The sequence below is a fragment of the Stenotrophomonas sp. YJH_SMC_135 genome, from assembly GCF_059372355.1.
This window is the reverse complement of sequence record NZ_JCAFVN010000010.1, coordinates 21837-44885: the sequence shown is the minus strand read 5'-3', so window position 1 is coordinate 44885 and position 23049 is coordinate 21837. Positions and strand designations below refer to the sequence as shown.

The following is a 23049-nucleotide window of genomic DNA, read 5'->3' as shown; positions in this document are numbered from 1 at the left end:
CCGGCAGCCACGACGGGACGCCTGCAGCACCCCATCCATTTACGTCACGAATGCGTAAGCCCCGGCCGATCAACTGCATCCATCGATCTTTAGGAATAGTCGTAAAAACGCAACGAATTCGATGTTCGACGCGACAGCGGCGCCAGAATGGCGGCCACGCCCATGGGCGCCGACCACCTCCCGCGCATGAATGGATTTCCTGCACCGCGTCGGCTTCGCCTGGCGCTCCTGGACGATCACGAAGTCGTCCGTCGCGGCACCGCCCTGCACCTGTCAGGCGATCTCCGCTTCGACATCGTCGCCAGCCACAGTTGCAGCAACGAACTGCTCTGCAGCCTGCAACGCACACCAGTGGATGTGGCCATCATCGATCTCACGCTTGCCCGTGACGACCTGGGTAGCCTCGAGCTGGTTGCGCTGCTCCGCCGGGAATTCCCGCGCACGCCATTGCTGGCCTTCGCCACGCTCTGCCCCACCACCAACCTCAACAGCCTGATCGATGCCGGACTCAACGGATTCGTCAGCAAGGCCGAACCGCTTGCTGCATTGTCCGACGCCATCGTACGTGTTTCCCAGGGCCTGACCCGGGTTCCACCGGACGTCAGGCTGGCCGGCGACCGCGGCGAGCTCAGCCGCAACGAGCGCGAAGTGCTGGGCCTGCTGCTGGAAGGCTTGACGGTCTCCGAGATCGCATTGCGGCGGCACCGCAGCATCAAGACTGTCAGCACGCAGAAGGTTGCTGTGCTGCGCAAGCTGGGATTGCGCAGCGACGTGGAAATCTACGCACTGCGCGAACGACTGGAGACACCGTGAGGCGCCAGCCGCCGTTGCGCCGCCGCTTCCTGTCCACGGGGCTGCTGGCGCTCCTTCTCCTGCCGGCTGCCTCGGCCGAAGATATCCGCTCGCCACGCTGGCTGCCGGGCAGCACTGTACGGGTCGCCACGACTCCCTCCCTGCGCCCCCTGCCCGCGGCCCTGGCCGATCCGTCATCACCGCCAACGCTCGCCCATGGCTATGCCAACCTGGTGGCGCGGCACGCCCAATTCCGTTTCCTGGAACACCCCTACCCGACAACCGCCGCATCGATCCTCGCTGTATGCCATCACGAGGCTGACCTGGTCATGGTGTTTGGCGGCGCAAGGCACCAGGCGCTGCCCTGCCCCGGCCTTGCCGCGTCCACCCCGTTCCGTGGCGGCGCCACCCTGTTGGCCGGACGCGCCGGCGAGTGGCTGCCACGGGAGATGCGCGAACTCGACGGCCGGGTCATCGCCGTCGTTGAAGGCGGGCCCTACGCCAGCTGGCTGCACGCGCATCACCCGCAGGTCCGGCTGCGGCAGCTGCCAGACCGGCATGCAGCACTGGCGGCAGTCGAAGCCGGCCTGGCGGACGTGGCGATTGGCCTGGAGCCCACGCTGCGCCCCCTGGTTCGACGCCATTTCAATGGCAGCCTGCGCCTGCAGCCGTTCGATAGCGGTTTCTCCACCGACCTTTACCTGCTGGTTCGCCGGGAAGACCAGCAACTGCTTGGGCGCATCGAACAGGCATTGCGGGAGATCACACTGGAAGAGCACGCAGGCCTGCTCCACCTATGGGCAGGCCAGACCCTGCCTGCCGCGGCCGGGAATGCACTGGACTGGATGCAGGCGTCGCCCCCGCGCGGGTGGCTGCTGCTGGCCCCACTGCTGATTGCCCTGCCGCTGCTGTGGCTCGCAATGCGCCACCTGCGGGCGCGCGGTGACCGAAGCAGCGCGCATGCCATCGGCGTGATCAGCCACGAGATGCGCAACTCGGCGCAGGCCGTGCTGACCTCGATCGAGCTGCTGGGGCAATCGACATTGCCCAAGGGCGAGCGTGACCTGCTCGCCGCTGCCAGCAGCGCCAGCCAATCCCTGCGCAGCCTGTTGAATCGCGCACTGGATTTTTCGCGCCTTGCGAGCGGCGCTTTCAAGCCGCATGCGCAACCCTGCGATGCAACCCAGCTGTGCCGGCAGGCTCTGGAGGCGATCCGGCCACAGGCCCAGCGGAAAGGCCTGCAGCTGCATCTCGATGCCCAGGGCGCATCCCCGTCGAACATCCTGGTGGACGCCGATGCGCTACGCCAGATTGCCAGCAATCTATTGGCGAACGCAGTGAAGTTCAGCGATTCCGGCCGCATCGAGCTGCGCCTGCAACTGATGCCGGCGGCGCGTCCGCGGGCGCTGCTGCTGGAGGTGATCGACAGCGGCATCGGCATCGCGCCGGCGCAGGTAGCCACCCTGTTCCAGCCTTTCCAGCAAGGCAGCAGCGGACAGCGGCGTGGCGGAAGTGGGCTGGGGCTTTCCATCGCGCGCGAGCTGGCCCGCGCAATGGGCGGCGACCTCACCGTGCACAGCGTGCTGGGCCGTGGCAGTCGCTTCATCCTGCGCCTGCCGGTGTGCCCGGCTGGCACCGGCGTGGATGCCCAGGACATGCCCGTGGGCGATACGCCACTGGCCGGACTGCACCTGCTGCTGGTCGAGGACCACGAGCTCAATCGCCACGTGATCGCCGAACAGCTGCGGCGCTGGGGCGCAGAAGTATGCGCCGTGAAAGATGCGGCCAGTGCCCTGGCCGAACAGGCACGGCAGCCCCGCTCCGTTGCTCTGATCGACATTGGGTTGCCTGGCGCCGATGGTCACGTGCTGGCGCGCGAGCTGCGCGGGTCTGCCGGGCGCACCGTTCGCCTGATCGCATTGTCTGCCCGCACCGGACGGCGTCATCGCGCACGCTGCCACCGCTCGGGCTTCGACGCGGTGCTGGCCAAGCCGCTGCGCGCCGCCCAGCTGCTGCCTGCGCTCGGCATTGCGCGACCAGAGGGCCCGTGCGCAGCCGCGCAGACGATTGACATGGACGCGGCCTACATCGCCGACATCCACGATGAGCTCGGCAACATGGAGCGGGTTATTGATCGAGCGGATGCATCGGCACTGGGCCATCACGCGCACCGATTGCAGGGCACGCTGCAGATGCTGGGCCAATGCGAGCATGCGGCCATCGCGGCGGAGCTGGTCGACCTGGCGCATGACGCCGCGCCGGACTGGGCCGATGCGCGGCGCCTGCTGGACGTGCTGAAGGCCGGACAGGGCTCCCGCCCAGCGGGAACCCTGCCAATGCCTTGATCAGGCGGCCAGGCGCTCGACCTGGCGACGGGTCAGGTCATTGAAGCGACCCAGCGACATCAGGTGCTGGTGGATCAGTGCCAGCCAGCCGCTGCGGTGCCACTCGACCACGGTGGCTTCCGGCAGCGCAACGAACTTCTCGACGTCCACCACCAGGAAGCCATTGAGGTTGAACTCGCGGCCATCCGGGGTACGCACGGTGGCGTTGCGCTCGACCAGCAGGCCGTTGTCGGTCAGGGCCTTGGAGAAGGCCAAGGTCTGTTCGTGCTCGCGGGTGTACTGGCCGCAGAACTCCAGCGCCTGCTGCACCATTTCGGTGGCCTTGCCGTCAACGAACAGCGGCTGGCCTTCCTCGCCGCCCTTGACCACGCGCGGGCTTTCTTCGTCGATGCCCAGCAGGAAGTCATTCTCCGCGCCGGTGTCGATGAAGATGAAGGGGTGGCGGCGCAGGTAGGCCGGAATATAGGCCTCGTCTTCCCACAGGCCGTCCTTGATGAACAGGTTCTGGTCGGACACGCCGACGGCAGCCATCGGAACCGCACCGGGGCCGGCGAACAGGATCGGGAAATGATGCAGCGCCAGCGAGAACTCGCCCAGCACCAGCGGAATGGCGTTGTTGCCGGCGGCGAACTCGAGCTTGCCCGGCAGGATGCGCAGATCGGCGTGCACATCGGCCTGCAGCGGCACCGGACGGGTATAGAACAGGGGAGCGCCGCTCGGCGCCGCTTCGGTGGTGGTGTCGCTGGTGGTGGTCATCTTGGGAACCGTTCGATCATGCGCGCCTGCCATCCCGGGCACGCCAGCGGGAACAACCTGAATCCCGCATTATCAACAAGCTCGATGACAACGGCCACCCCGCCAGCGAACTATTTCAGCTGCAGGGGGTAGCGCTGCCAGAGCACGTGGACCAGGAACCCGGCCAGTTCGGTGTCGCGCGCGCTCACCGCTGCACGGATCTTGTCCAGCAGCACCATGTCGCTGCAGGAGCGCACATCGGCGTGGTTGGCCTGCCCTGCCCGGCGCGCACGATAGCGTGCGGCCCGCTGCGCATCGCTCATCGCATACCCGAACTTGGGCGGACGACCGCGCTTGCGCGGCAGGGTCAGCTCCAGGGTTCCGGGGTCTTTGTCATCACGCATGAGAGGGGTGCGGGCGGCGGCGAGCAACGGGGGGTGCGCAATTTATCGTGAGGCATCACTTTAATCCAGCTTTTTCTGCAGTTTTGTTGCATCGCAATGCAAAAAAACGCATCGCGAGGGCCCCATCCACGCATGGCGTGGATCTAGTGCAGCGCTCGCGACCCGATCACCCGGTAGATCCACGCCATGCATGGATGCGGCAACCCGAACCCACAAGAAAGGGAGCCCGCGAACGGGCTCCCCTCACCTTCTTCATGCAGCGCGCACCGGCTCGTAGCCATGCAGGTGCGCCTCGCTGCTGGCCCGCCCCTGGCTGAGCGAACGCAGCGAGGTGGTATAGCCCACCAGCTGCGCCAGCGGTGCGAAGCCACTGACCTCGGCGCGACCATCCTGATCGTCGATGCGGGCAATGCGACCATGGCGGCGGTTGAGGTCGCCGACCACATCACCCACCGACGCTGACGGCGAATGCACCGTCACCGCCATCACCGGCTCCAGCAGCTGCGTGCCGCCTTCGGCCAGCGCCGCCTTGATCGCCTCGGCGCCTGCGCGATGGAACGCCATCTCCGAGGAGTCCTTGGCATGGGTCTGGCCATCGACAAGACTGACCTCGATGCCGACCACCGGATGGCCCTGGGGGCCTTCCGACAGCGCAGCACGCACGCCCTTCTCCACCGCCGCGATGAAGCTGCGCGGCACCACGCCACCGACGATGCGGTCGTTGAATACGACCTGGTCGTCCTCGCGCGGCGATACATCCAGCACCACGTGCGCGAACTGGCCCTGGCCGCCGGTCTGCTTGACCAGCCGCCCGACGACGCCGGTCATCGCACGCGTCGGCGTCTCCTGGTAGGCCACGCGCGGCGCACCTACGCCTACGTCGACCTTCCATTCGCTGCGCAGGCGCTCGACCATCACCTCCAGGTGCAGTTCGCCCATGCCCCAGACCAGGGTCTCCGCCGTGTCGCGATCGGTTTCGACGCGGAACGAGGGATCTTCCTGGGCCAGGCTGGCCAAACCCTGTGCCATCCGGATCAGGTCGGCCGCACGCGCCGGCTCCAACCGCCACGCCAGCACCGGTGCCTGTGCCTGGATGTTCTCCAGGCGCAGCGGCTGCGCACGACCGCTCAGCGTTTCACCACTGACCGCATCCTTCCAGCCCAGCACTGCAACGATGTCACCGGCCACGGCCTGTTCGATGTCGTGGGTCTGGTCGGCCTGCACCCGCACCAGGCGACTGACACGCCGCCCCTGCGGATGCTGCGAACTGGCCACCGCATCACCCACCTTCAAGGTGCCCGAGTACAGCCGCACGAAGCTCAACGCGCCGTGCTGCTGGTGGGTGATCTTGAACAGCAGGCCGGCCAGCGGACCGTCCGGGTCCGGCGGCAGCACGACCTCGCCCTCATCGCTTTCGGCGCTGACGGCAGGGCGATCCAGCGGCGACGGCAGGTAATCGACCACGGCGTCCAGCAGCGTCTCGATACCCTTGTCCTTGAACGCAGCACCGGCCAGCACGGGCACGCCCGCACCCGCCAGCGTCGCCCGGCGGATCGCCGCGCGCAGCTGCCCGGCATCGATCACGCGACCTTCCAGCCAGGCATCGGCCAGTTGCTCATCGTGATCGGCCACGGCCTCGACCAGCGCATCGCGTTGGGCTTGCCACTGGGCCCGCGCCGCTTGGTCCCACGGGGTCACCGTGGTTGCGGCACCATCCTGCCACTGCAGCACGCGCTCATCGACCAGATCGACCCAGCCGTGGAAGCCACTTTCGCTGCCCAACGGCACGCCCAGCGCCCAGGGCCGCGCCCGCAGTTTGTCCTGCAGCTGCTCCAGCACGCGCTCGAATGAAGCGCCGACGCGGTCCATCTTGTTGACGAAAGCGATCAGCGGCACGCGATGGCGACGCGCCTGGCGCCACACCGTCTCGGACTGCGGCTGCACGCCGTCCACGGCCGAGAACACGGCCACGGCGCCGTCGAGCACCCGCAGCGAACGCTCGACCTCGATGGCGAAGTCGATGTGGCCAGGGGTGTCGATCAGGGTCAGCCGATGCGGCGGCAGGTCGCGCGGCGCCCACTGCGCCTGCACGGCGGCCGCGCCAATGGTGATGCCACGTTCGCGCTCGATCGCCGAGAAGTCGGTGGTCGCGTTGCCGTCGTGTACTTCGCCGACGCGGTGGATCTCGCCGCTTTTCCACAGCAGGCGTTCGGTCAGCGTGGTCTTGCCGGCGTCGATGTGGGCAATGATGCCAAGGTTGCGACGGCGGGAAAGGACTTGGGTGTTCATGAGAAAGGTTCCTGCAAAGCCAACTTCGGGGGCCGCGCCCCCCGGTTGGCGACAGGGTGCGCGGCTAGCGTTCGGTCTCGGCGATCTGGTGCATGGCACGTTCTCCTTTGCAGTACTGGGTAGCGTCGGCTGGGTAGAGTCGACTGTTAGTCGACTCGCGGGAAATTAGTCGACTACAAGAATCAAAAACGAAAAGAGCGCCCCGGAGGGCGCTCTGTCGAAGGTCCAGCGATGGCCGCTTCAACGGCCTCGTGGGGCTCCAGGCAGACACGCCCGTTCCGCGTTGGCGCGGGTCAGGGTGAAAAACTTCAGGAGCGGCATCCGGTTCATGGGGCGCATTCTAGACCTGCCAATCTGGCGCGCAAGTGAATATTGCAAACATAAATGGAACGATGAGGCCAACAATGATCGGAGTCAGATCCCTTTGCCCCTGGACAAAGGGATCTGCCCCCTCTTAGCCTTTACTTGCAGCCGTGCAGCGTGCGTGCCTCGGCCACGGTCGCCGCCTGGTCATCCCCCATCGGAATCCACCCCTTCAGCGACGTCGCCGGGTCAATGTGCGGCAGCTGCGGGCCACCATGGATCAGCACCTCGGTCCAGCTCCCCACCGGCGCCAGTTCGGACAGGCGTGCCGCCTGGTCATCCTCGGTGCTGAACGTGTCGTCCGGGCTCGCCGGGGGCGTCGTGTTCACGGTCTCGGTCTTGCGGGAATGCACACGCAGCGCGCCGCCCGGCATGCGCTGGGTGGTGACGTCGTAGCGCTCGATACCGTACGCCCAATGGCTTTCACCAATGCTGCGGGTCTCGCTTCCGTCATCCGCCACAGCCACCACCTCGCCCGCCGGCCCGACCACGCCCGCGACAGCACCCAGGCCGGACATCAGCGCCTGGTAGACGATCATCTGCCGCTGCTCGGTGCTCAACGCAGCGGCCTTGAGCTTGGCAGGGGGAATCTGCAGGTATGCCGCCTCCTTGCAAAGCACCAGCACCCGCTGGTCATCCCAACTCACGGACATTTCCTCGCTGGCGAAGTACTGCGTCCGGATGGACGCAACAGGGGAACCCGCGCCAGCGGAATGCCGTATCTCGATCAGCGAGGCATTCTCCGCCGCATCGGTCAGCGAAACCGGAGAGGTGGAAGCCGCAGTCGCAGCGCCTGAGAAGCCAACCAACACGGCCAGCAGCGTGCCGCGCGAAATGCTACAGATCATTGCATCAGTCCATTGAGGGAATACCGGTCAGACATGATACGCGGCGACGGCAGCAGATCCGGACTACGTCACCACCACCAACGGCACCCCGCGCCGCGGATGCTCCAACACCACCACATCCTGCTGATAGACCCGCTGCAGGTTGTCTTCGGTGAGTACCTGCAGCGGCGTGCCATCGGCCGCCACCCTGCCCTGCTCCAGCAGCACGATGCGGTCGGCATAGCCGGCGGCCAGGTTCAGATCGTGCAGCACCACGATCACGCACGCACCGGCTTCGGCACAGGCACGCACACTGCGCAACGTACGCTCCTGGTGGCGAAGATCCAGCGCCGCGGTCGGTTCATCAAGCAACAGCAGCGGCGTGTCCTGCGCCAGCACGCGCGCGAACGTGGTCCGGGCGGACTCGCCACCGGACAGCTGCTGCACTTCGCGCAGGCGTAGCGCCTGCAGTTCGGCGGCATCGATGGCAGCTTCCACCCGTGCATCGTCCACACGCGGATCCGGCGGATGCGGCAACCGTCCCATCGCCACCACTTCCTCCACGCTGAAGGCGAAGCGCACGCCATGCTCCTGCGGCATCACCGCGCGCTCGCGTGCCAGCGGCCCGGCCTTGTAGCTGGCCAGCGGTTTGTCCAACAGGCTCACCTCGCCCGCATCGGCGCGCAGGTCACCGGCCGCCACCGCGAGCAACGTAGACTTGCCCGCGCCGTTCGGGCCAACCAGCGCGGTAACCGTGCCCGGCTCGAACGCCAGCGAGATGCCATGCAGGATCTCGCGCTGCTGGCGGCGCACCACCACCTGGTGCAGTTTCAGCAGCACGCTCATGGCGCCGCCTTGCGGCGCTGCTGCAGCACCAGCCAGAGGAAGAACGGCGCACCCAGCGCGGCCGAGAACAGGCCCAGCGGAATCTCCGCAGGTGGATCGAGCGTGCGTGCGGCGGTGTCGGCCACCACGATCAGCAGCGCACCGAGCAGCCCGGACAACGGCAGCAGCCAGCGATGACCCGGGCCGACCAGCAGTCGCGCCACGTGCGGCACCACCAGGCCGACGAAGCTGATCGAGCCCGCGAACGCCACCGCTGCGCCCACCAGCAGCGCACTGAACGCGACCAGGCGACGCCGCGTACGGGTCACGTCCAGCCCCAGGTGCTGCGCCTGGCGTTCACCCAGCGCCAGCATGTCCAGCGGCGTGGCCAGTCGCTGCAGCGCAAACACGCCGAGCGCAAACAGCGGCACCACCGCGGCCACGTCGGCCCAGTTGGCGCGCGCCAGCGAGCCCATCTGCCAGAACACCAGCGACTGAAGCTCGCTTTCGCTGGCGATGTAAGTAAGGAAACCGATCAGCGCCGAGCAGAACGCGGCCATCGCGATGCCGACCAGCAGCAGCGTGGCATTCCCACTGCCTTTGCCGGGCCGGGCCAGCGCATAGGTCAGGCCGATCGCCAGCGCGCCGCCGACGAAGGCTGCCACCGGCACCAGCCAGCCGGCCGCACCGGCAGCGCCGAGAACAATGGCAGCCACCGCACCCAGCGCAGCACCCTGGCTGACACCGACGATGCCGGGGTCGGCCAGCGGATTGCCAAACAGGCCCTGCAGGCTGGCACCGGCCATCGCCAGCGACGCACCGACCATCGCGCCCAACAGGGCGCGCGGAATGCGCAGCTGCCAGACCACGGCCAGATCACGGCTGCTGACTGCCCCTGGGTCAAGCAGGCCCAGCTTCACCGCAAGCGCCTGCATCACCTCCAGCGGCGGCAACCGCAACGGACCCACGGCGAACGACGCCAGCACTGCCCCCAGCAGCGCCAGCAACGCCACCATCAACATCGTCCGCCCGCGACGGCGGCGCCGATCCGCCGGACTCATGCCTTCGGCAAGGCTGCCAGGGCCTTGGCCAGCGCCAGCGCGCCCGCACCAGAACCCACGCTGGTGTACTTCAGCTGCACATCCGGCATCACCCAGACCCGATTGGCCTGCCCGGCCGGCGTCTGCTTCAGCGTCGGGTACGCCTTCCACAGGCCTTCGGCACCGCCGAACAGCCGCAGGTCATGCTCGGTCACCAGGATCACCTCCGGTGCCGCGGCGACCACCCCCTCGTTGCTCAGCTGCGAGTAGTTCTTCACCCCGGCCTCGGTGCCGATGTTGATGCCGCCGGCCAGCGCGATCAGCTGCGCTGACGCGCTGTCGGCACCGGCAACAGTGGGCGAGCCGCCAGCGCCGGTGGCCGATACGTGGATCAGTCGTGGCGCATGGCCCAGGCCCTTGCCAATCGCTGCAGCCTCGTCGAGCTGGCGCTGCACCTGCGTGGCCAGTGTTTGCCCCGCTTCGGCCAGCCCTAGTGCGGCGGCGACCTTGCGCACCTTGTCCGGGGCCGGCTGCAGATCATCGATGACCACCGCCGGCTCACCGACTTCGCGCAGCTTTTTGGCCAGCTCGGTGTGGCGGCGCAGGCTGTTGCCGAGGAACAGCGAGCCCTGCAGGCTCAGCACGCCCTCCACGCCGGTGGTGCGGTTGAACAGGAACTGGTGCGGCGCCGCCAGGCCGGCCTGGGTGGTGGTGTTGGTCGGCGCGGCGAATACCTGCGTGCCCAGCCCCAGTGCTTCGATCACCGCGATGACGTCGTCGCCACCGGCAATGATCCGGCTGGTATCGGTCACCTCGATATCGGCGCCGTCATCGGAATGCACCTTGGCCGGCAGCACCGCCTTCTGGTCATGCACGGCCGGCAGCTCGGCACCGGCCACGCGCTGCCAGCCTGCCGGCAACGCGGTTTCGGCAGCGGCCGGTGCGGCGGGCGGCTCGGCGGCCTTCTGGCCATCAGGCGGTGTCGACGCGCCGCCACAGGCGGCCAGTACCAGCGAAACAGCCAACGGAAGCGCACACAGGCGCAGACGGGACGCGATGTTCATGCTCGTTCTCCTTGCTGGCAGGGCGGCGCGCACGCCGCCCCACCGTGTGACTTACTGCTTCGGGGTGATGCGGGTGATGCGGTCACCCTTCGGGTCCTCAGCGCCGCGCGACTTGTTCACCGCGAACACGTTGCCCTTGCCATCGGCGCGGACGTGGTTCGGCAGCGTGCCGCCATCAAGATTGGCGACCACCTTGCCGTCACCATTCACCACGGTGACCGTGCCAGCGCCACGGTTGCTGACATAGGCCAGGCCGGAGGCATCATCGAAGGCGACGTTCAGCGCACCGGCGCCGACCGGCACGTCATGCAGCACCTTGCCGGCAGCCACGTCGACGATCAGCAGGTTGTCGGTGCCCTGCGAGGCGACGTACAGGCGGTTGCGTGCCGCATCGAAGGCCACGCCCGAGGCACTGATCGAATTACCCAGATCGATGACCTTCTCGACCTTGCCGCTGGCCACATCGATCACCGCCGCTTCCGGGGTGCCGATGCTGACGGTGAACAGCTTGCCGCCCTTCTCGTCCAGCACCAGGCTCATCGGTGTGAACGTGCCGTCGTCCACGCCGGATTCCAGCGTCACCGGCGACAGCTCCTTGAAGGTCCTGGCGTCGAACACCGACAGGTGGTCCTCGCCCGTCGCCGAGGCGAACACCTTGCCGCGGGTGCCATCGACCACCACGTCGCGCGCGTGCGGCACAGTGTCGGCCGGGAACTGGTGGACCAGCGACAGGTCCTTCTGCCGGTAGACCGCGATCGAGTTCTGGCGGGTGTTGGTGACCCAGACGTTGCCGTTGGTGTCATCCACGCCCACGCCGTAGACCGCATAGACCGCGCCATTGGTGCTGCCCGGTACCTGCGCCGGGGTGATCGCCCTGGTCACCTTCAGCGACGTCGGGTCCAGCTTCAGCAGCTGCGACTGGGTCACCGGCGGGCGGCCCACGGCCGAGGTCACGAACACCGCATCGCTGGCGGCGCTGTAGGCGGACTGGTACAGGCCCGGCACCAGCTTGCTGGACCGGGTGGCGAACTGCGCCTGGCCGGACAGCGGCAGCTGCGGCGACACGCGCAGCTTCAGCACCGTGGCCGCAGCCGGCTGGCTGGCACGTACCACCACCGGGTGGGTGCCCGGCACCGCGTCGGCCGGAATGCTCAGCTGGGTCTTGAAGTTGCCATCGGCATCGACCACCAGCGGCTGTGCGTTGAGCACGCTGTCGCCACGCAGCAGGCTGACCTTCTGGCCCGGCACGAAACCACGGCCGACCACGTCGGCGGTGCTGCCGGGAACCACGTTCTCACCGCGTGAGACGACCTCACCCTTGAAGGTGGCGTTGGCCGGCTGGTCGAACACCGGCTGCGCGGTGGCGGTCACCGCCAGCAGCAGGCCGGCAGCGAGAGAGGTAAGACGGAGAGACGGATGGAACGACATGGCAGGCTCCTTGCACACGTAGGCCGCGCCACGTGGCGCGGGGGTCATCGGTTGCCTGGGCCGCTGCACGTCGGCAGCCTCGCCTGGGTAGTGGGGTCGCACGGCAGCGCGTGCGAAGGGATTCATTCGGCGGCGTTGTCACCGCCATTGGGCGCGCCATCGCCGGCGCTGCGATCGGTCACGCCGTACAGCTCATGCAGCGCCGCATGGAAGGACGCCGGCAGCATCGGGCCGTGGCCAAGGCCGGGGAACTCGCGGTACTGCACGCTCAGGCCCGGCACCTTGCCCAAGCGCTCGGACAGCTGCATCGCCGCATCCGGGGTGGCGCCACCGATGCGGCGCAGGTGCGCGACCACGCGCGGATTGTTCATGTCGCGCTTGCCGCGATCACCGACACGCTCGGCACCGCCCAGCATCAGCCAGAGCCTTGCCGGTTGGCCGTGCACGTTCTGCACGAACTGTTGTTCCGGATCCCCCAGCGCCGCACCCTGGCTCCACCACAGCGACGGGCTGGCGGCCAGATAGGACTGGAAGGCGGCCGGACGCGTGTACAGCGCATTGAGCACGAACAATCCACCCAGTGAGTGGCCCCACAGCGCTTGCTGCTGCGTGTCGATGCGTGCGCGACGCTCCACTTCCGGCTTGATGCGGCGCTCGATCACATCCAGGAACGCGGCAGCCCCACCGCCGACCGCCTGGGTCGTACCGCTCTCATCGTCGGCGCGGTCGATCCACGCGGTGTAGTCGCGGGTGCGCGCCTTGGAATCGATGCGCAGGTCGTTGTCGTAGCCGATCAGCACCAGCACCGGCGGCGCCTTGCGCGCGGCCAGCTCGGCCAGCAACGGCTGATCCAGGACCATCGCGACGGCGTTGCCGTCCAGCGCGTACAGCACCGGAGAGGACACCTTGCCGGCCTTGGCCGGGATCGCCAGGTTCACCCGCCAACGGCGCTGCTGGTCCGGGCTGTCCACCACGAAATGCTCGAAGCGATAGCTGGCCGCAGGCTCGTCGAGCACGGTGCGGCCGATCTTCTGCAGCGGGTTGCGCTGCTGTGCATGGGCATATGGGGTGGCCAGGAGCAGACCCATCATCAAGGCGGCCAAGCCGCGGGCCAGCGGACCACGGCGCGAAGGCGGAACAAAGTGCTTCATCAGCGGCGGCAGAAGCGGCCCAGGGCCGCCGGTTCACAAGGGACCGCAGTCTACCTTAAACGCGAATGATTATCACATCGATCAAACGTCACGCTGTGTATCACGCGCGCGCATGCCCGGGTTGCGCAAGGGGGCAGCAATTCCCCTATTTTGCCGCCCATCGGGGCATTGGATCGCCCCGCTTCCAGCGCAGCCATGGATGGCGGGCACTTGCCGCCATCCGGGTCGCGTTCATCTGCACACAACCGGCATGGGATTGGATCCCATGATTGTGAGACTCCCTTGAAGCACACCACCCTGATCGCCCTCTCCCTCGGCCTGCTTGCGCCGCTGGCCGCCCATGCCGCACAGGACCTGTCAACGCTCTACCAGGCCTTTGAAGAAGCCGGCAATTCGTCACTGGGCATGGACCAACTCAACCAGACGGTGACATTCACTGCCGTAGCCCTGAGCGTTTCCAGCAACCTGGCGGGCGAGCCGCTGATCGAGGCCGGCGACGACCAGGGCAATGTCCTGGCCCGACTGACCAGCGACGACGAACAGCAGGCGGCCAAGCTGGGCGCACTGGAAGAAGGCGCGACGTTCACCGCCAGCTGCACGCTGCAGTTCAGTTCCGGCACGGACTACCTGTCCTTCGGCGACTGCACCATCAAGTAAAGACGAAGCCGGCGAAATGCCGGCTTCTTTTCTTTGCCTCTTGTCGAGTCGAGCCATGCCCGACTCGCGAAATGTCACGGCCCCGAAGGCACCGGACCATAAGCATTTTCCTGCGGCGTGCCCGGCAGCAGCGCGAATACGAAGATCACCAGGCCGCCGAACGGAACGAAGGCCAGCAGGTACATCCAGCCCGACTGGTTGCAGTCGTGCAGGCGGCGCACGGTGACGGCGATGACCGGCACGAACGTGGCCAGCCAGAACACGACAAACAGGATGATCGACGCGATGCCCAGGACGTCGGACTGCATCACCAGCCCGGCAACGAGCGGCACCATCAGGACGGCGGAGACGATCAGCATGAACAGCTGGAACATCCAGTACTCACGACGGTTGGCACGCCCCTCGAACTGGGCGTAGCGCTTCAACGGCAGAATCATTTCCTGCACGGCATCAATCCTTGAAAAAGTGGCCGCGCAGTGTGCCAAAGACCGCCGCCGGGAACAATGTGGAGCCGAGCCATGCTCGGCTGCCATTGGCCCTGTAGAGCCGAGCCCATGCTCGGCTGCCGTTGGCCCTGTAGAGCCGAGCCCATGCTCGGCTGCCGTTGCCGCAGGCGCTGCTGGCTCGGTCCAGAGCGGAGTCGAGCGCGGCTCGACGCTACATAAACCGGGTCAGCGACCCTTTGCCGCCCTCGCCGCTTCGCGCTCGGCACGCAGCCGGTCCAGCTTTTCCTTCAGCTTGATTTCCAGGCCACGCGGCACGGGGTTGTAGTACACCCGTTCGCCCATCGCATCCGGGAAACCCGTCTGGTCCAGCGCGATGCCACCCTCGGCGTCATGGTCGTACTGGTACTCGGCGCCGTAGCCGAGCTCCTTCATCAGCTTGGTCGGTGCATTGCGCAGGTGCAGCGGCACTTCTTCGGTACCACTCTCGCGCACGTCGGCCTTGGCCTGGTTGAAGGCGGCATAGCCGGCGTTCGACTTGGCGGTGCTGGCCAGGTAAAGCACCAGCTGCGCGAACGCCAGCTCGCCTTCCGGGCTGCCCAGCCGCTCGTAGATGTCCCAGGCTTCCAGCGCCATGCTCTGCGCGCGCGGATCGGCCAGGCCGATATCCTCGATGGCCATGCGGGTCAGCCGGCGCGCCAGGTAGGACGGGTCGCAGCCACCATCGAGCATGCGGGTCAGCCAGTACAGCGCGGCATCCGGGTTGGAGCTGCGTACCGACTTGTGCAGCGCCGAGATCTGGTCGTAGAACTGCTCGCCGCCCTTGTCGAAGCGACGGGTGCGATCGGCCAGCACCTGGGTCAGGGTCTGCGGCGTGATGCGCCCTCCCTCCCCGCCCGCCAGTTCCGCGGCGATTTCCAACAGGGTCAGCGCACGGCGCACATCACCATCGGCAGCGGTGGCGATTTCCAGAAGCAGTTCGGGGGCGACCTCGATACCCTCTTCGCCCAGGCCGCGCTCGCGATCCCCCAGCGCACGTTCCAGCGCCTCGACGATGTCGGTGGGCGAAACGCCTTCCAGGACATGCACGCGGCAACGCGACAGCAATGCGGAATTCAACTCGAACGACGGATTCTCGGTGGTGGCACCGACGAACAGGATCGTGCCGCGCTCGATATGCGGCAGGAACGCGTCCTGCTGCGCCTTGTTGAAGCGATGCACCTCATCCACGAACAACACGGTGCGCCGGCCTTCGGCGAAACGCTGCGCGGCCTCGGCCAACACCTGGCGCACCTCCGGCAGGCCGGACAGCACGGCAGAGATGGCGCGGAATTCCGCATCGGCGTACTCGGCCAGCAGCAGCGCCAGCGTGGTCTTGCCGCAGCCCGGTGGCCCCCACAGGATCATCGAATGCACGCGACCGGATTCGACCGCGCGGCGCAGCGCACTGTCCGGCGCCAGCAGGCGCTTCTGCCCAACCATTTCGTCGAGAGTGCGCGGCCGCATGCGCTCGGCCAGCGGGCGCAGGTGTTCCCGATCGACGCTCAGCAGATCGGGTCCGGGGAATGAAGTGGAGCGATGTCTTGGCACCCGGTCATTGTACCGCGCCGCCCAACGGTAGCGCCGGGCCGTGCCCGGCGGGCGGGACGCGATGTCTGGTAGTGCCGGCCGCTGGCCGGCAGATCAAAGGCATGTCAACCAAGGTTGACACCCACCAAGGCGGTCCCGGTTGAAACCCACCAGAGCAGAAAGCGCCGGGCCATGCCGGCGATCAGGCCGCACGGGTGGTAGTGCCGGCCGCTGGCCGGCAGATCAAGAGCGTGTCAACCAAGGTTGACACCCACCATGACGGTGCCGGTTGACACCAGCCAGAGCAGACAGCACCGAACCCTGCCGGCAGATCAGGCCACAGGATCGGTAGTGCCGGCCGCTGGCCGGCAGCCCGCCAATGTGTCGGAAATGAGCCGAAACCGCCGCAACCAATTCATCGGTAAGCCACTGATTCACATGGAACACCCTTTCCCGGGGGCCATGCATCCTCATCAGTAGCCGAGAATTTGCAGCTCAACCATCCAGGCCCCACTCGTGCGCGATCCCGAATCCAATGTCCTTGAGTTCATTGCTGGCTGCGCGGTCGATGCGGACATCTACTATCTGGCTGCAGCCCTTGGCCCTGGGCATGAATACTACGACCCGGATCCAGGCCCACCCACCCGCATGTTCGTCTTTGGCCGCACCCCCAAAGAGGAGTGGTTCTACCATGACCTGCAGGACTTCCAGGTCATGTCCACAGAGCTTGTCCCAGAGGAAGAAGGCGGTCGCCCCCGTCGTGTGCTTGCCCTTGATTTCTATGGGCAGCTGGAAGATTACTCCCGTGCTGGGGCCACGATCGAGTACGTCTCGGCGGAAGGCGCCGACTTCCCCGGAGGTCTTACCCGTTTGCGACTGCTGGGCGACGCCCTTTTCTGCGCGGGCCCAAGAGGACAGATCTATCATCGGGGCGTCGGCGGATGGCGGCAGCTTCCAACCCAATTCGCGACTGCCTTCTGCGAGGAGGACGAAGACGAGTCGGATCTGGATGACTTCGACAGTTGGCTCGAAGATTTCGGCCACCTGCTCGAACTGGGCGATGCTCCCGCACTTCCTCGAGATCCGATGGAACGCGACGCAGAGCTTCGCCGGAGATTCGCCGATTGGCGCGCCCACATGACCCATGTCCGGGAGGATGAGCGATTCAACCAGCTACTCGCTGAGTTCCGCGTGGGCAGCGTGAACGACCTCTGCGGAACGGGCTTTGCTGACCTCTACGCAATCGGCTCCCAAGGCTTGATTGCGCACTGGGATGGCTCGAGCTGGACCGTGCCCGAACAAGCCACTACTGCGGAGCTGCTTCATGCTTGCAGGACCGACCAGGGCCGCCTCGTCCTTGTAGGAATGCACGGCACCATCGTTACGGGCGACATCTCCACTGGATTCGAGTGCCTCCAACACGAGGTCGGCGAAGGCATCAACTTCAACTCTGTGTGCCAGTACAAGCAACAGGTTTACATCGGCTCTGAGAATGGCGGCCTCTACGTCTACAGTCTAGAAACCGGCGTAGTTGAACCGTTGCTGGAAGGCATCCCCGAAGAACTGATAGATGCAACGATTGTTGATATCAGTTCCGTCGGTAGCGTGCTGTGGGTGCTGACGCCCTGGGACCTGATTCGATTTGATGGCACCGCGTGGCAGGTGATCGTTCACCCGGACAACGGATGAGCTGGCCGAGCGCGTGCCAACCAAGGTTGGCACCCACCAGAGCGGGTCAGGTCGGATTGCGGCAGCGCCGAACCCTGCCCGGCGGATCAGGCCGCAAGGGTCGGTAGTGCCGGCCGCTGGCCGGCAGATCAAAACATGTCAACCAAGGTTGACACCCACCAAGGCGGTCCCGGTTGGCACCCACCAGAGCAGGTAGGGCCAGGCCATGCCCGGCAGATCAGGCCACAGGATCGGTAGTGCCGGCCGCTGGCCGGCAGATCAAAAGCGTGTCAACCAAGGTTGACACCCACCAAAGCGCCTCCGCCCACAGGTCAATTACCGATGACGTCGGTGCCCTTCGGCGGGGTGAAGCTGAAGGTGCCGGCCGCGAAGCCCGGGTTGCGCTTCCAGCCACTGAAGCTGATCACGGTACGCTGGCCAACCGCATCGGTGATTTCCATCTTGGCCAGGCCCTGCGCGTTGAAGCCCAGCGCGGCATACTGGAAGCTGGCTTCGGTCTCGCGCTTCGGCGACAGCGACAGCCACTGCAGGCCGTCGCGCTGCGCAGCCTCTTCACTGACGTCGTACTGCTGTTCCAGCAGCGCCGGGTTGATCAGCGCGGTCAGCGGGCTGTTCTGCTCTTCCTTGCCCTGCTCGCGCACGGTGGCCTGCTCCAGGTCCGGTTCGTACATCCAGACCTTCTTGCCGTCGGCCACGATCAACTGCTCGTGCGGGCGTACGTATTCCCAGCGGAACAGGCGCGGCGCCGACAGGGCCACGCGGCCACTGGTCGATTCCTTCACCTTGCCGCGGCTGTCGAACACCTGCTGGCTGAACTGGCCATCCAAGCCCTTCAGGCCACTGGTGAAGGTCTTCAGGTCATCGCGGGCGCCTGCCCAGGCGCTGCCGGCGGCGGCGCAGGCCACGGCCAGGGTGGTGGTGGCAAGGAAACGACGGAAGCGGAAGTTCATGCGGGAATCCTGTGGGCGCGGGCGCCAGGAAAGGTGGTTGCCAGTGTGCCCGGGGAAAGATGAATGGGCGATCAGGGCGACATTATGCCGCCCTGAACGTCCATGGGCGATTCAGCCGCCCGAGCCCGGCAGCTTGCCGTACAGCACCTGGCCACGGAAGCCACGCCGCACTTCGCGATACAACGCGCGGAACGCGGTGTAGTCCTGCGGCTGGCACAGCGCCTCCGGGCCACGCACCGCGTTCTGCTGCAGGCGATGGCGCACGATCACGTCCTGCCCCTCGCGGCTCCAGTCCACGCGGTACTCGCCAGCGGCGTTGGTGAAACGCTGGTTGGCCGGGATGGCGATGATCGGCGCATTGGCCGGGAACTGCAGGCGATAGGTTTCCTCGCGCAGGCTGGCATTGCAGTAGAACGGCGTCTCGTTGGCCGGCGCAGAAGCGGTGGCGTACAGGCCACGCACCGACTCGCCGCCCGGCGGATCCGGCACGGCCATGCCGCCGGCCACGCTGAAGTCGGCGTAGTCCTCGGCCTGGAAGGCCATGCGATAGCCGAACGGCCGGGTCAGGTCGACCGGCACGCCCTGGATCTGCAGCTGCCCTCGCCCGTCGAAACCGGACGCGGCCATGATCTGCTCCTCGGCGCGCGCACGGTTCTGCGCATTGAGCTGGGAGAACTGGGCGCGCATGCCGATCTCGGCGTTCTCGCCAAGCTTCGGAATGGTCTCGCCGCGCAGGTTGCCGTTGGCGTCGAAGGTGAAACGCACCTCCATCGAGGTGGCGTTGCGCTCTGGAGTGTTGGCCGGGGTGCGCGCCAACGAGGCGTCGCGGGTACGCATCACCGGCGCACCCAGGTCACCTTCCGGCAGCTGCCCGAAGCGGGCCCACGCGGTGGTCGAATCAAGGTACAGATCGAATTCCGGGATGTAGGTGATGGCGTGGTTGAAGCGGCCCAGCACCGGAATCTTCGGCAGCGTCGGGCCACCGCCGGCACCGATCAGCACCGGCGAGCTGGCGATGCCCTTGGCTGCCAGCAGTGCCTCGAGGATCGTCACATGGTCCTTGCAGTCACCATAGTGGTTGTCGAGGATGCTCTGCGCGCTGTTCGGCTCCAGGCCGCCATTGCCCAGGTACACCGCCACATAGCGGATGTTCTGCGCCACCCAGCGGTACAGCGCATCGGCCTGCTCGCGCCGGTCGCTGATGCCAGCGGTGATTTCATCAGCCAGCGCCTGCAGCGCCGGAGTCACGTCGGCCGCCGGGCCGGCCTTGAGCTGGTAGGCGCGTCCCATCTGCGACCAGTCACGATAGGTGCTGGCCATGATGTTCGGGCCGAACTCCCAGCCCGCCGCCGACCAGTTCTGTGCCGGCATGGCTTCGCGCCGCTGGTAGCGCCAGCGCCACTGCGCCTGGCCGTTCTTCACCGTCGGGCGATCGCTGCCCTGCACGCCGCGGCTGTCGACGAACATCGGCAGGTTGGCCGGCGCAGTCAGGGTGACCTCGGCGTCTTCGTACTCGGTGAAGACGTTGAAGGTCTCCCACAGGCCGAAATAGCCCGGGAAGTACGGCGTGGCCTGGGTGCGGCGCACCTGGTAGTACAGGCGCGTGCCCGGGGCCAGGTTCGGGAACACGATCACCCGCACCTTGCGGTCGGCATACATCGCCGCCGAGGCGCTGGAGTAACTCTCCTGGGTGTAGATGCGATCGGCCGGCACGTCGCGCCGCTGGCCATCGGCGGTGATGGTGTAGGCACCGAGCACTTCCAGCGTCTCCATCTTTTCGCTGTAGCTCAGCCGCACCTGGCTGAACTGCTCGACGGAAGCCTTGGTCTTGAGCAGGACTTCGTAGGTTTCGGTCTGCACATTGCCCGCATCCGGCCGCACCTGATAGTCGGCGCGGTAACGGACAATGCTGAAATTATTGCTGGCTTCGGTATCGCCGCTGGTGGAAGGCGGCGCCGTGGCGGGCGCGGAGGTGGCGGTTTCTGCCAGTGCCGGGCCGGCAGCCAGGAAGGCTGCCAGCGCCAGCGCCAGCGCGCTTGGTACGGGGTGAAGCATGCGTCGGTTCCTTGGACGTCGTGGGGGATACGTCGGGCCTTACTTCGGCGGCGGCGGTGCCAGCACCGTGCGGTCGCCGTTGTGCTCGGGCGGGCTGACCACGCCGGCCGCTTCCATGGCCTCGATCAGTCGCGCTGCACGGTTGTAGCCGATCTTCAGCCGGCGCTGCACGCCGGAAATCGAGGCGCGGCGGGTCTCGGTGACCACCCGCAGCGCTTCGTCATACAGCGGGTCGGACTCGTCGCCGGCCGCACTGGTCTCGGGCAGGCCGGTGGCACCGACGACCACGCCGTCGCCCATCGTCTGCACCTCGTCCAGCACCCCGTCGATATAGTCGGCCGGGCCCATCGCCTTGAGGTGCTCGACCACGCGGTGCACTTCGTCATCGGACACGAACGCACCATGCACGCGCTCGGGCAGCGCGGTGCCCGGCGGCAGGTACAGCATATCGCCGTGGCCCAGCAGGGTCTCCGCGCCGGACTGGTCGAGGATGGTGCGCGAGTCGATCTTGGAGCTGACCTGGAACGCGATACGGGTCGGGATGTTGGCCTTGATCAGGCCGGTGATCACGTCCACCGACGGGCGCTGCGTGGCCAGGATCAGGTGGATGCCCGCCGCACGCGCTTTCTGTGCCAGGCGCGCGATCAGCTCTTCCACTTTCTTGCCGACGATCATCATCATGTCGGCGAATTCGTCGATGAAGATGACGATGAACGGCAGCGTCTCCAATGGACGCGGCGCCTCGCCCAGCTCCGGGTTCGGCTTGAACAGCGGGTCCATCAGCGGCTGGCCGGCATCCTGCGCTTCCTTCACCTTCTTGTTGAAGCCGGCCAGGTTGCGCACGCCCACCGCGCTCATCAGCTTGTAGCGGCGCTCCATCTCGGCCACGCACCAGCGCAGGCCGTTGGCAGCCTCCTTCATGTCGGTGACCACCGGCGCCAGCAGGTGCGGGATGCCCTGGTAGACGCTCAGCTCGAGCATCTTCGGGTCGATCATCAGCATCCGCAGGTCTTTCGGCGAGGCCTTGAACAGCAGGCTCAGCACCATCGCGTTGACCGCCACCGACTTGCCCGAACCGGTGGTACCGGCCACCAGCAGGTGCGGCATGCGCGCCAGATCGGCCACGGTCGAGCGCCCGGCAATGTCCTTGCCCAGCGCCAGGGTCAGCACGCTGGCCGACTTGTCGTATTCCTTCGAGCGCAACAGCTCGGACAGGTAGATCATCTCGCGGGTGACGTTGGGGATTTCCAGGCCGATCACCGACTTGCCCGGAATCACGTCGACCACGCGCACCGACTTCACCGACAGGCCGCGCGCGATGTCCTTGTCCAGCGAACTGATCTGGCTGACCTTGATGCCCGGCGCGGGCTCGATCTCGAAGCGGGTGATGACCGGGCCGGGATTGGCGCCGACCACCTGGGCGTCGATGCGGAAATCCTTCAGCTTGAACTCGATCTGCCGTGACAGCGCGTCCAGGGTTTCCTTGTCGTAGCCCACCGGCTGCGGCTTGGGGTCGTCCAGCAGGGCCAACGGCGGCAGGTCCGAGCCGTCGCCGTTGACGCCACGGAACATCGGGATCTGCGTGTCGCGCTTGGCCCGGTCACTCTTCTCGATCACCGGTTCCGGGCGCGGCTCGATCTTCACCGGCTCGCGCTTGGCACGGACCTCGGCATCGGCCTTGCGCACTTCCTGGCGCTCCTCGCGCATCACGCGGGTCTGCTGCCACTCGGTGACTTCTTCCTTCTTGCGCGCCAGCAACGGTGCCAGCGACATCACGCCACGGCCGATCTTTTCCATCACCGTGAACCAGGACAGCCCGGTGGCCAGGGTAATCGAGGCCAGCAGCAGCACCAGCACGAACAGGTTCGCGCCCAGCGCACCGAAGCCCACCGTGAGCGAATTGCCAACCAGCTTGCCGAGAATGCCGCCGGCGCTGGAGACATCCCCACTGAACAGGCGTACATGCAGGAAGCCGGTGCCAGCAATCAGGAAACCCACCAGGCCGACCAGGCGCAGCGCCGGGTCCAGGTCGTTCTCGCCCTTGCTCTCGCGCTTGAGGCCGAACATGGCAATCCAAGACAGCGCACCGAGCACCACCGGCAGCAGGAAGGCGATGTAGCCGAACAACTGCAGCAGCACGTCGGCGATCCAGGCGCCCGCGCGACCACCGAGGTTGTGCACCGGCGCGACTACGCTGCCGGTATGCGACCAGCCCGGATCCGTCGCTGAATAGGTGAAAAGACTCGCCGCCAGATAGAGCAGGGCTGGCGCGATCGCGATCAGGCCCAGGTCGCGCCAGAGGCGCTGGCGGCGTGGATTGTCGGTCGTCGCCGCCGCGGCCGTGCGACGTGACGCCTTGCTGTCGTCCGACTTGGAGCGTTCAGGGACCTGCTTCGCCACCTTAGACCATACCTTTGGAATGC

18 protein-coding genes are annotated in these 23049 nt (G+C 66.7%); 4 read left to right on the top strand and 14 right to left on the bottom strand.

What is annotated here, in order from left to right; genetic code table 11:
- Positions 1-162: 162 nt before the first annotated feature.
- Together AC5P98_RS20980 and AC5P98_RS20975 are read left to right on the top strand one after the other, a co-directional pair.
- A complete protein-coding gene (locus AC5P98_RS20980; RefSeq protein ID WP_237760644.1) occupies positions 163-813 on the top strand; it encodes a response regulator transcription factor in 651 nt (216 codons plus the stop codon).
- Entirely contained in the window at positions 810-3137 is a 2328-nt protein-coding gene (locus tag AC5P98_RS20975; RefSeq protein ID WP_080354600.1) for an ATP-binding protein, read from the top strand. Before AC5P98_RS20980 ends, AC5P98_RS20975 begins: the two co-directional genes overlap by 4 nt.
- Here AC5P98_RS20975 and AC5P98_RS20970 read toward each other — a convergent pair whose 3' ends face one another.
- The 9 genes from AC5P98_RS20970 to AC5P98_RS20930 form a co-directional block, all read right to left on the bottom strand.
- The gene (locus AC5P98_RS20970; RefSeq protein ID WP_032961063.1) at positions 3138-3893 is read right to left on the bottom strand and encodes a SapC family protein; all 756 of its coding nucleotides are present in this window, start codon (positions 3891-3893) and stop codon (positions 3138-3140) included.
- Between the two features lie 110 nt (positions 3894-4003).
- Entirely contained in the window at positions 4004-4276 is a 273-nt protein-coding gene (locus AC5P98_RS20965) for a hypothetical protein (RefSeq protein WP_005409616.1), read from the bottom strand.
- Positions 4277-4528: 252 nt separating this feature from the next.
- The gene (gene fusA / locus AC5P98_RS20960) at positions 4529-6565 is read right to left on the bottom strand and encodes an elongation factor G (RefSeq protein WP_049403886.1); all 2037 of its coding nucleotides are present in this window, start codon (positions 6563-6565) and stop codon (positions 4529-4531) included.
- Positions 6566-7026: 461 nt separating this feature from the next.
- On the bottom strand, positions 7027-7776 hold the full coding sequence (locus AC5P98_RS20955; protein WP_049403888.1) for a hypothetical protein: 750 nt from the start codon (positions 7774-7776) through the stop codon (positions 7027-7029).
- Positions 7777-7839: 63 nt separating this feature from the next.
- The gene (locus AC5P98_RS20950; RefSeq protein ID WP_049403890.1) at positions 7840-8601 is read right to left on the bottom strand and encodes a heme ABC transporter ATP-binding protein; all 762 of its coding nucleotides are present in this window, start codon (positions 8599-8601) and stop codon (positions 7840-7842) included.
- Positions 8598-9641, bottom strand: a complete 1044-nt coding sequence (locus AC5P98_RS20945; RefSeq protein WP_046430486.1) for a FecCD family ABC transporter permease — start codon at positions 9639-9641, stop codon at positions 8598-8600. The genes AC5P98_RS20950 and AC5P98_RS20945 overlap by 4 nt, the downstream gene beginning before the upstream one ends.
- A complete protein-coding gene (locus AC5P98_RS20940) occupies positions 9638-10684 on the bottom strand; it encodes a heme/hemin ABC transporter substrate-binding protein (RefSeq protein ID WP_014647095.1) in 1047 nt (348 codons plus the stop codon). Before AC5P98_RS20940 ends, AC5P98_RS20945 begins: the two co-directional genes overlap by 4 nt.
- A gap of 51 nt (positions 10685-10735) precedes the next feature.
- A complete protein-coding gene (locus AC5P98_RS20935) occupies positions 10736-12112 on the bottom strand; it encodes a YncE family protein (protein ID WP_049403894.1) in 1377 nt (458 codons plus the stop codon).
- A 122-nt stretch (positions 12113-12234) separates the two neighbouring features.
- On the bottom strand, positions 12235-13263 hold the full coding sequence (locus AC5P98_RS20930) for an alpha/beta hydrolase (RefSeq protein WP_046430481.1): 1029 nt from the start codon (positions 13261-13263) through the stop codon (positions 12235-12237).
- 282 nt (positions 13264-13545) lie between these two features.
- Here AC5P98_RS20930 and AC5P98_RS20925 point away from each other — a divergent pair, with 282 nt between their 5' ends.
- Entirely contained in the window at positions 13546-13920 is a 375-nt protein-coding gene (locus AC5P98_RS20925; RefSeq protein WP_049403897.1) for a hypothetical protein, read from the top strand.
- Between the two features lie 74 nt (positions 13921-13994).
- Here AC5P98_RS20925 and AC5P98_RS20920 read toward each other — a convergent pair whose 3' ends face one another.
- Entirely contained in the window at positions 13995-14366 is a 372-nt protein-coding gene (locus AC5P98_RS20920; protein ID WP_014647091.1) for a DUF805 domain-containing protein, read from the bottom strand.
- A gap of 225 nt (positions 14367-14591) precedes the next feature.
- The gene (locus AC5P98_RS20915) at positions 14592-15869 is read right to left on the bottom strand and encodes a replication-associated recombination protein A (RefSeq protein ID WP_229653762.1); all 1278 of its coding nucleotides are present in this window, start codon (positions 15867-15869) and stop codon (positions 14592-14594) included.
- Positions 15870-16448: 579 nt separating this feature from the next.
- Here AC5P98_RS20915 and AC5P98_RS20910 point away from each other — a divergent pair.
- Positions 16449-17621, top strand: a complete 1173-nt coding sequence (locus AC5P98_RS20910; RefSeq protein ID WP_049408157.1) for a hypothetical protein — start codon at positions 16449-16451, stop codon at positions 17619-17621.
- Positions 17622-17932: 311 nt separating this feature from the next.
- On the opposite strand, the gene lolA is transcribed toward AC5P98_RS20910, so the two are convergent.
- From lolA to AC5P98_RS20895, 3 genes are all read right to left on the bottom strand, one after another.
- Positions 17933-18571 (bottom strand): outer membrane lipoprotein periplasmic chaperone LolA, encoded by a 639-nt coding sequence (gene lolA, locus AC5P98_RS20905; RefSeq protein ID WP_005413289.1) that lies wholly within the window; start codon positions 18569-18571, stop codon positions 17933-17935.
- A gap of 111 nt (positions 18572-18682) precedes the next feature.
- Positions 18683-20626 (bottom strand): DUF3857 domain-containing protein, encoded by a 1944-nt coding sequence (locus tag AC5P98_RS20900; protein ID WP_014647089.1) that lies wholly within the window; start codon positions 20624-20626, stop codon positions 18683-18685.
- 39 nt (positions 20627-20665) lie between these two features.
- Positions 20666-23026 (bottom strand): DNA translocase FtsK, encoded by a 2361-nt coding sequence (locus tag AC5P98_RS20895; RefSeq protein ID WP_014647088.1) that lies wholly within the window; start codon positions 23024-23026, stop codon positions 20666-20668.
- Between the last annotated feature and the right edge of the window lie 23 nt (positions 23027-23049).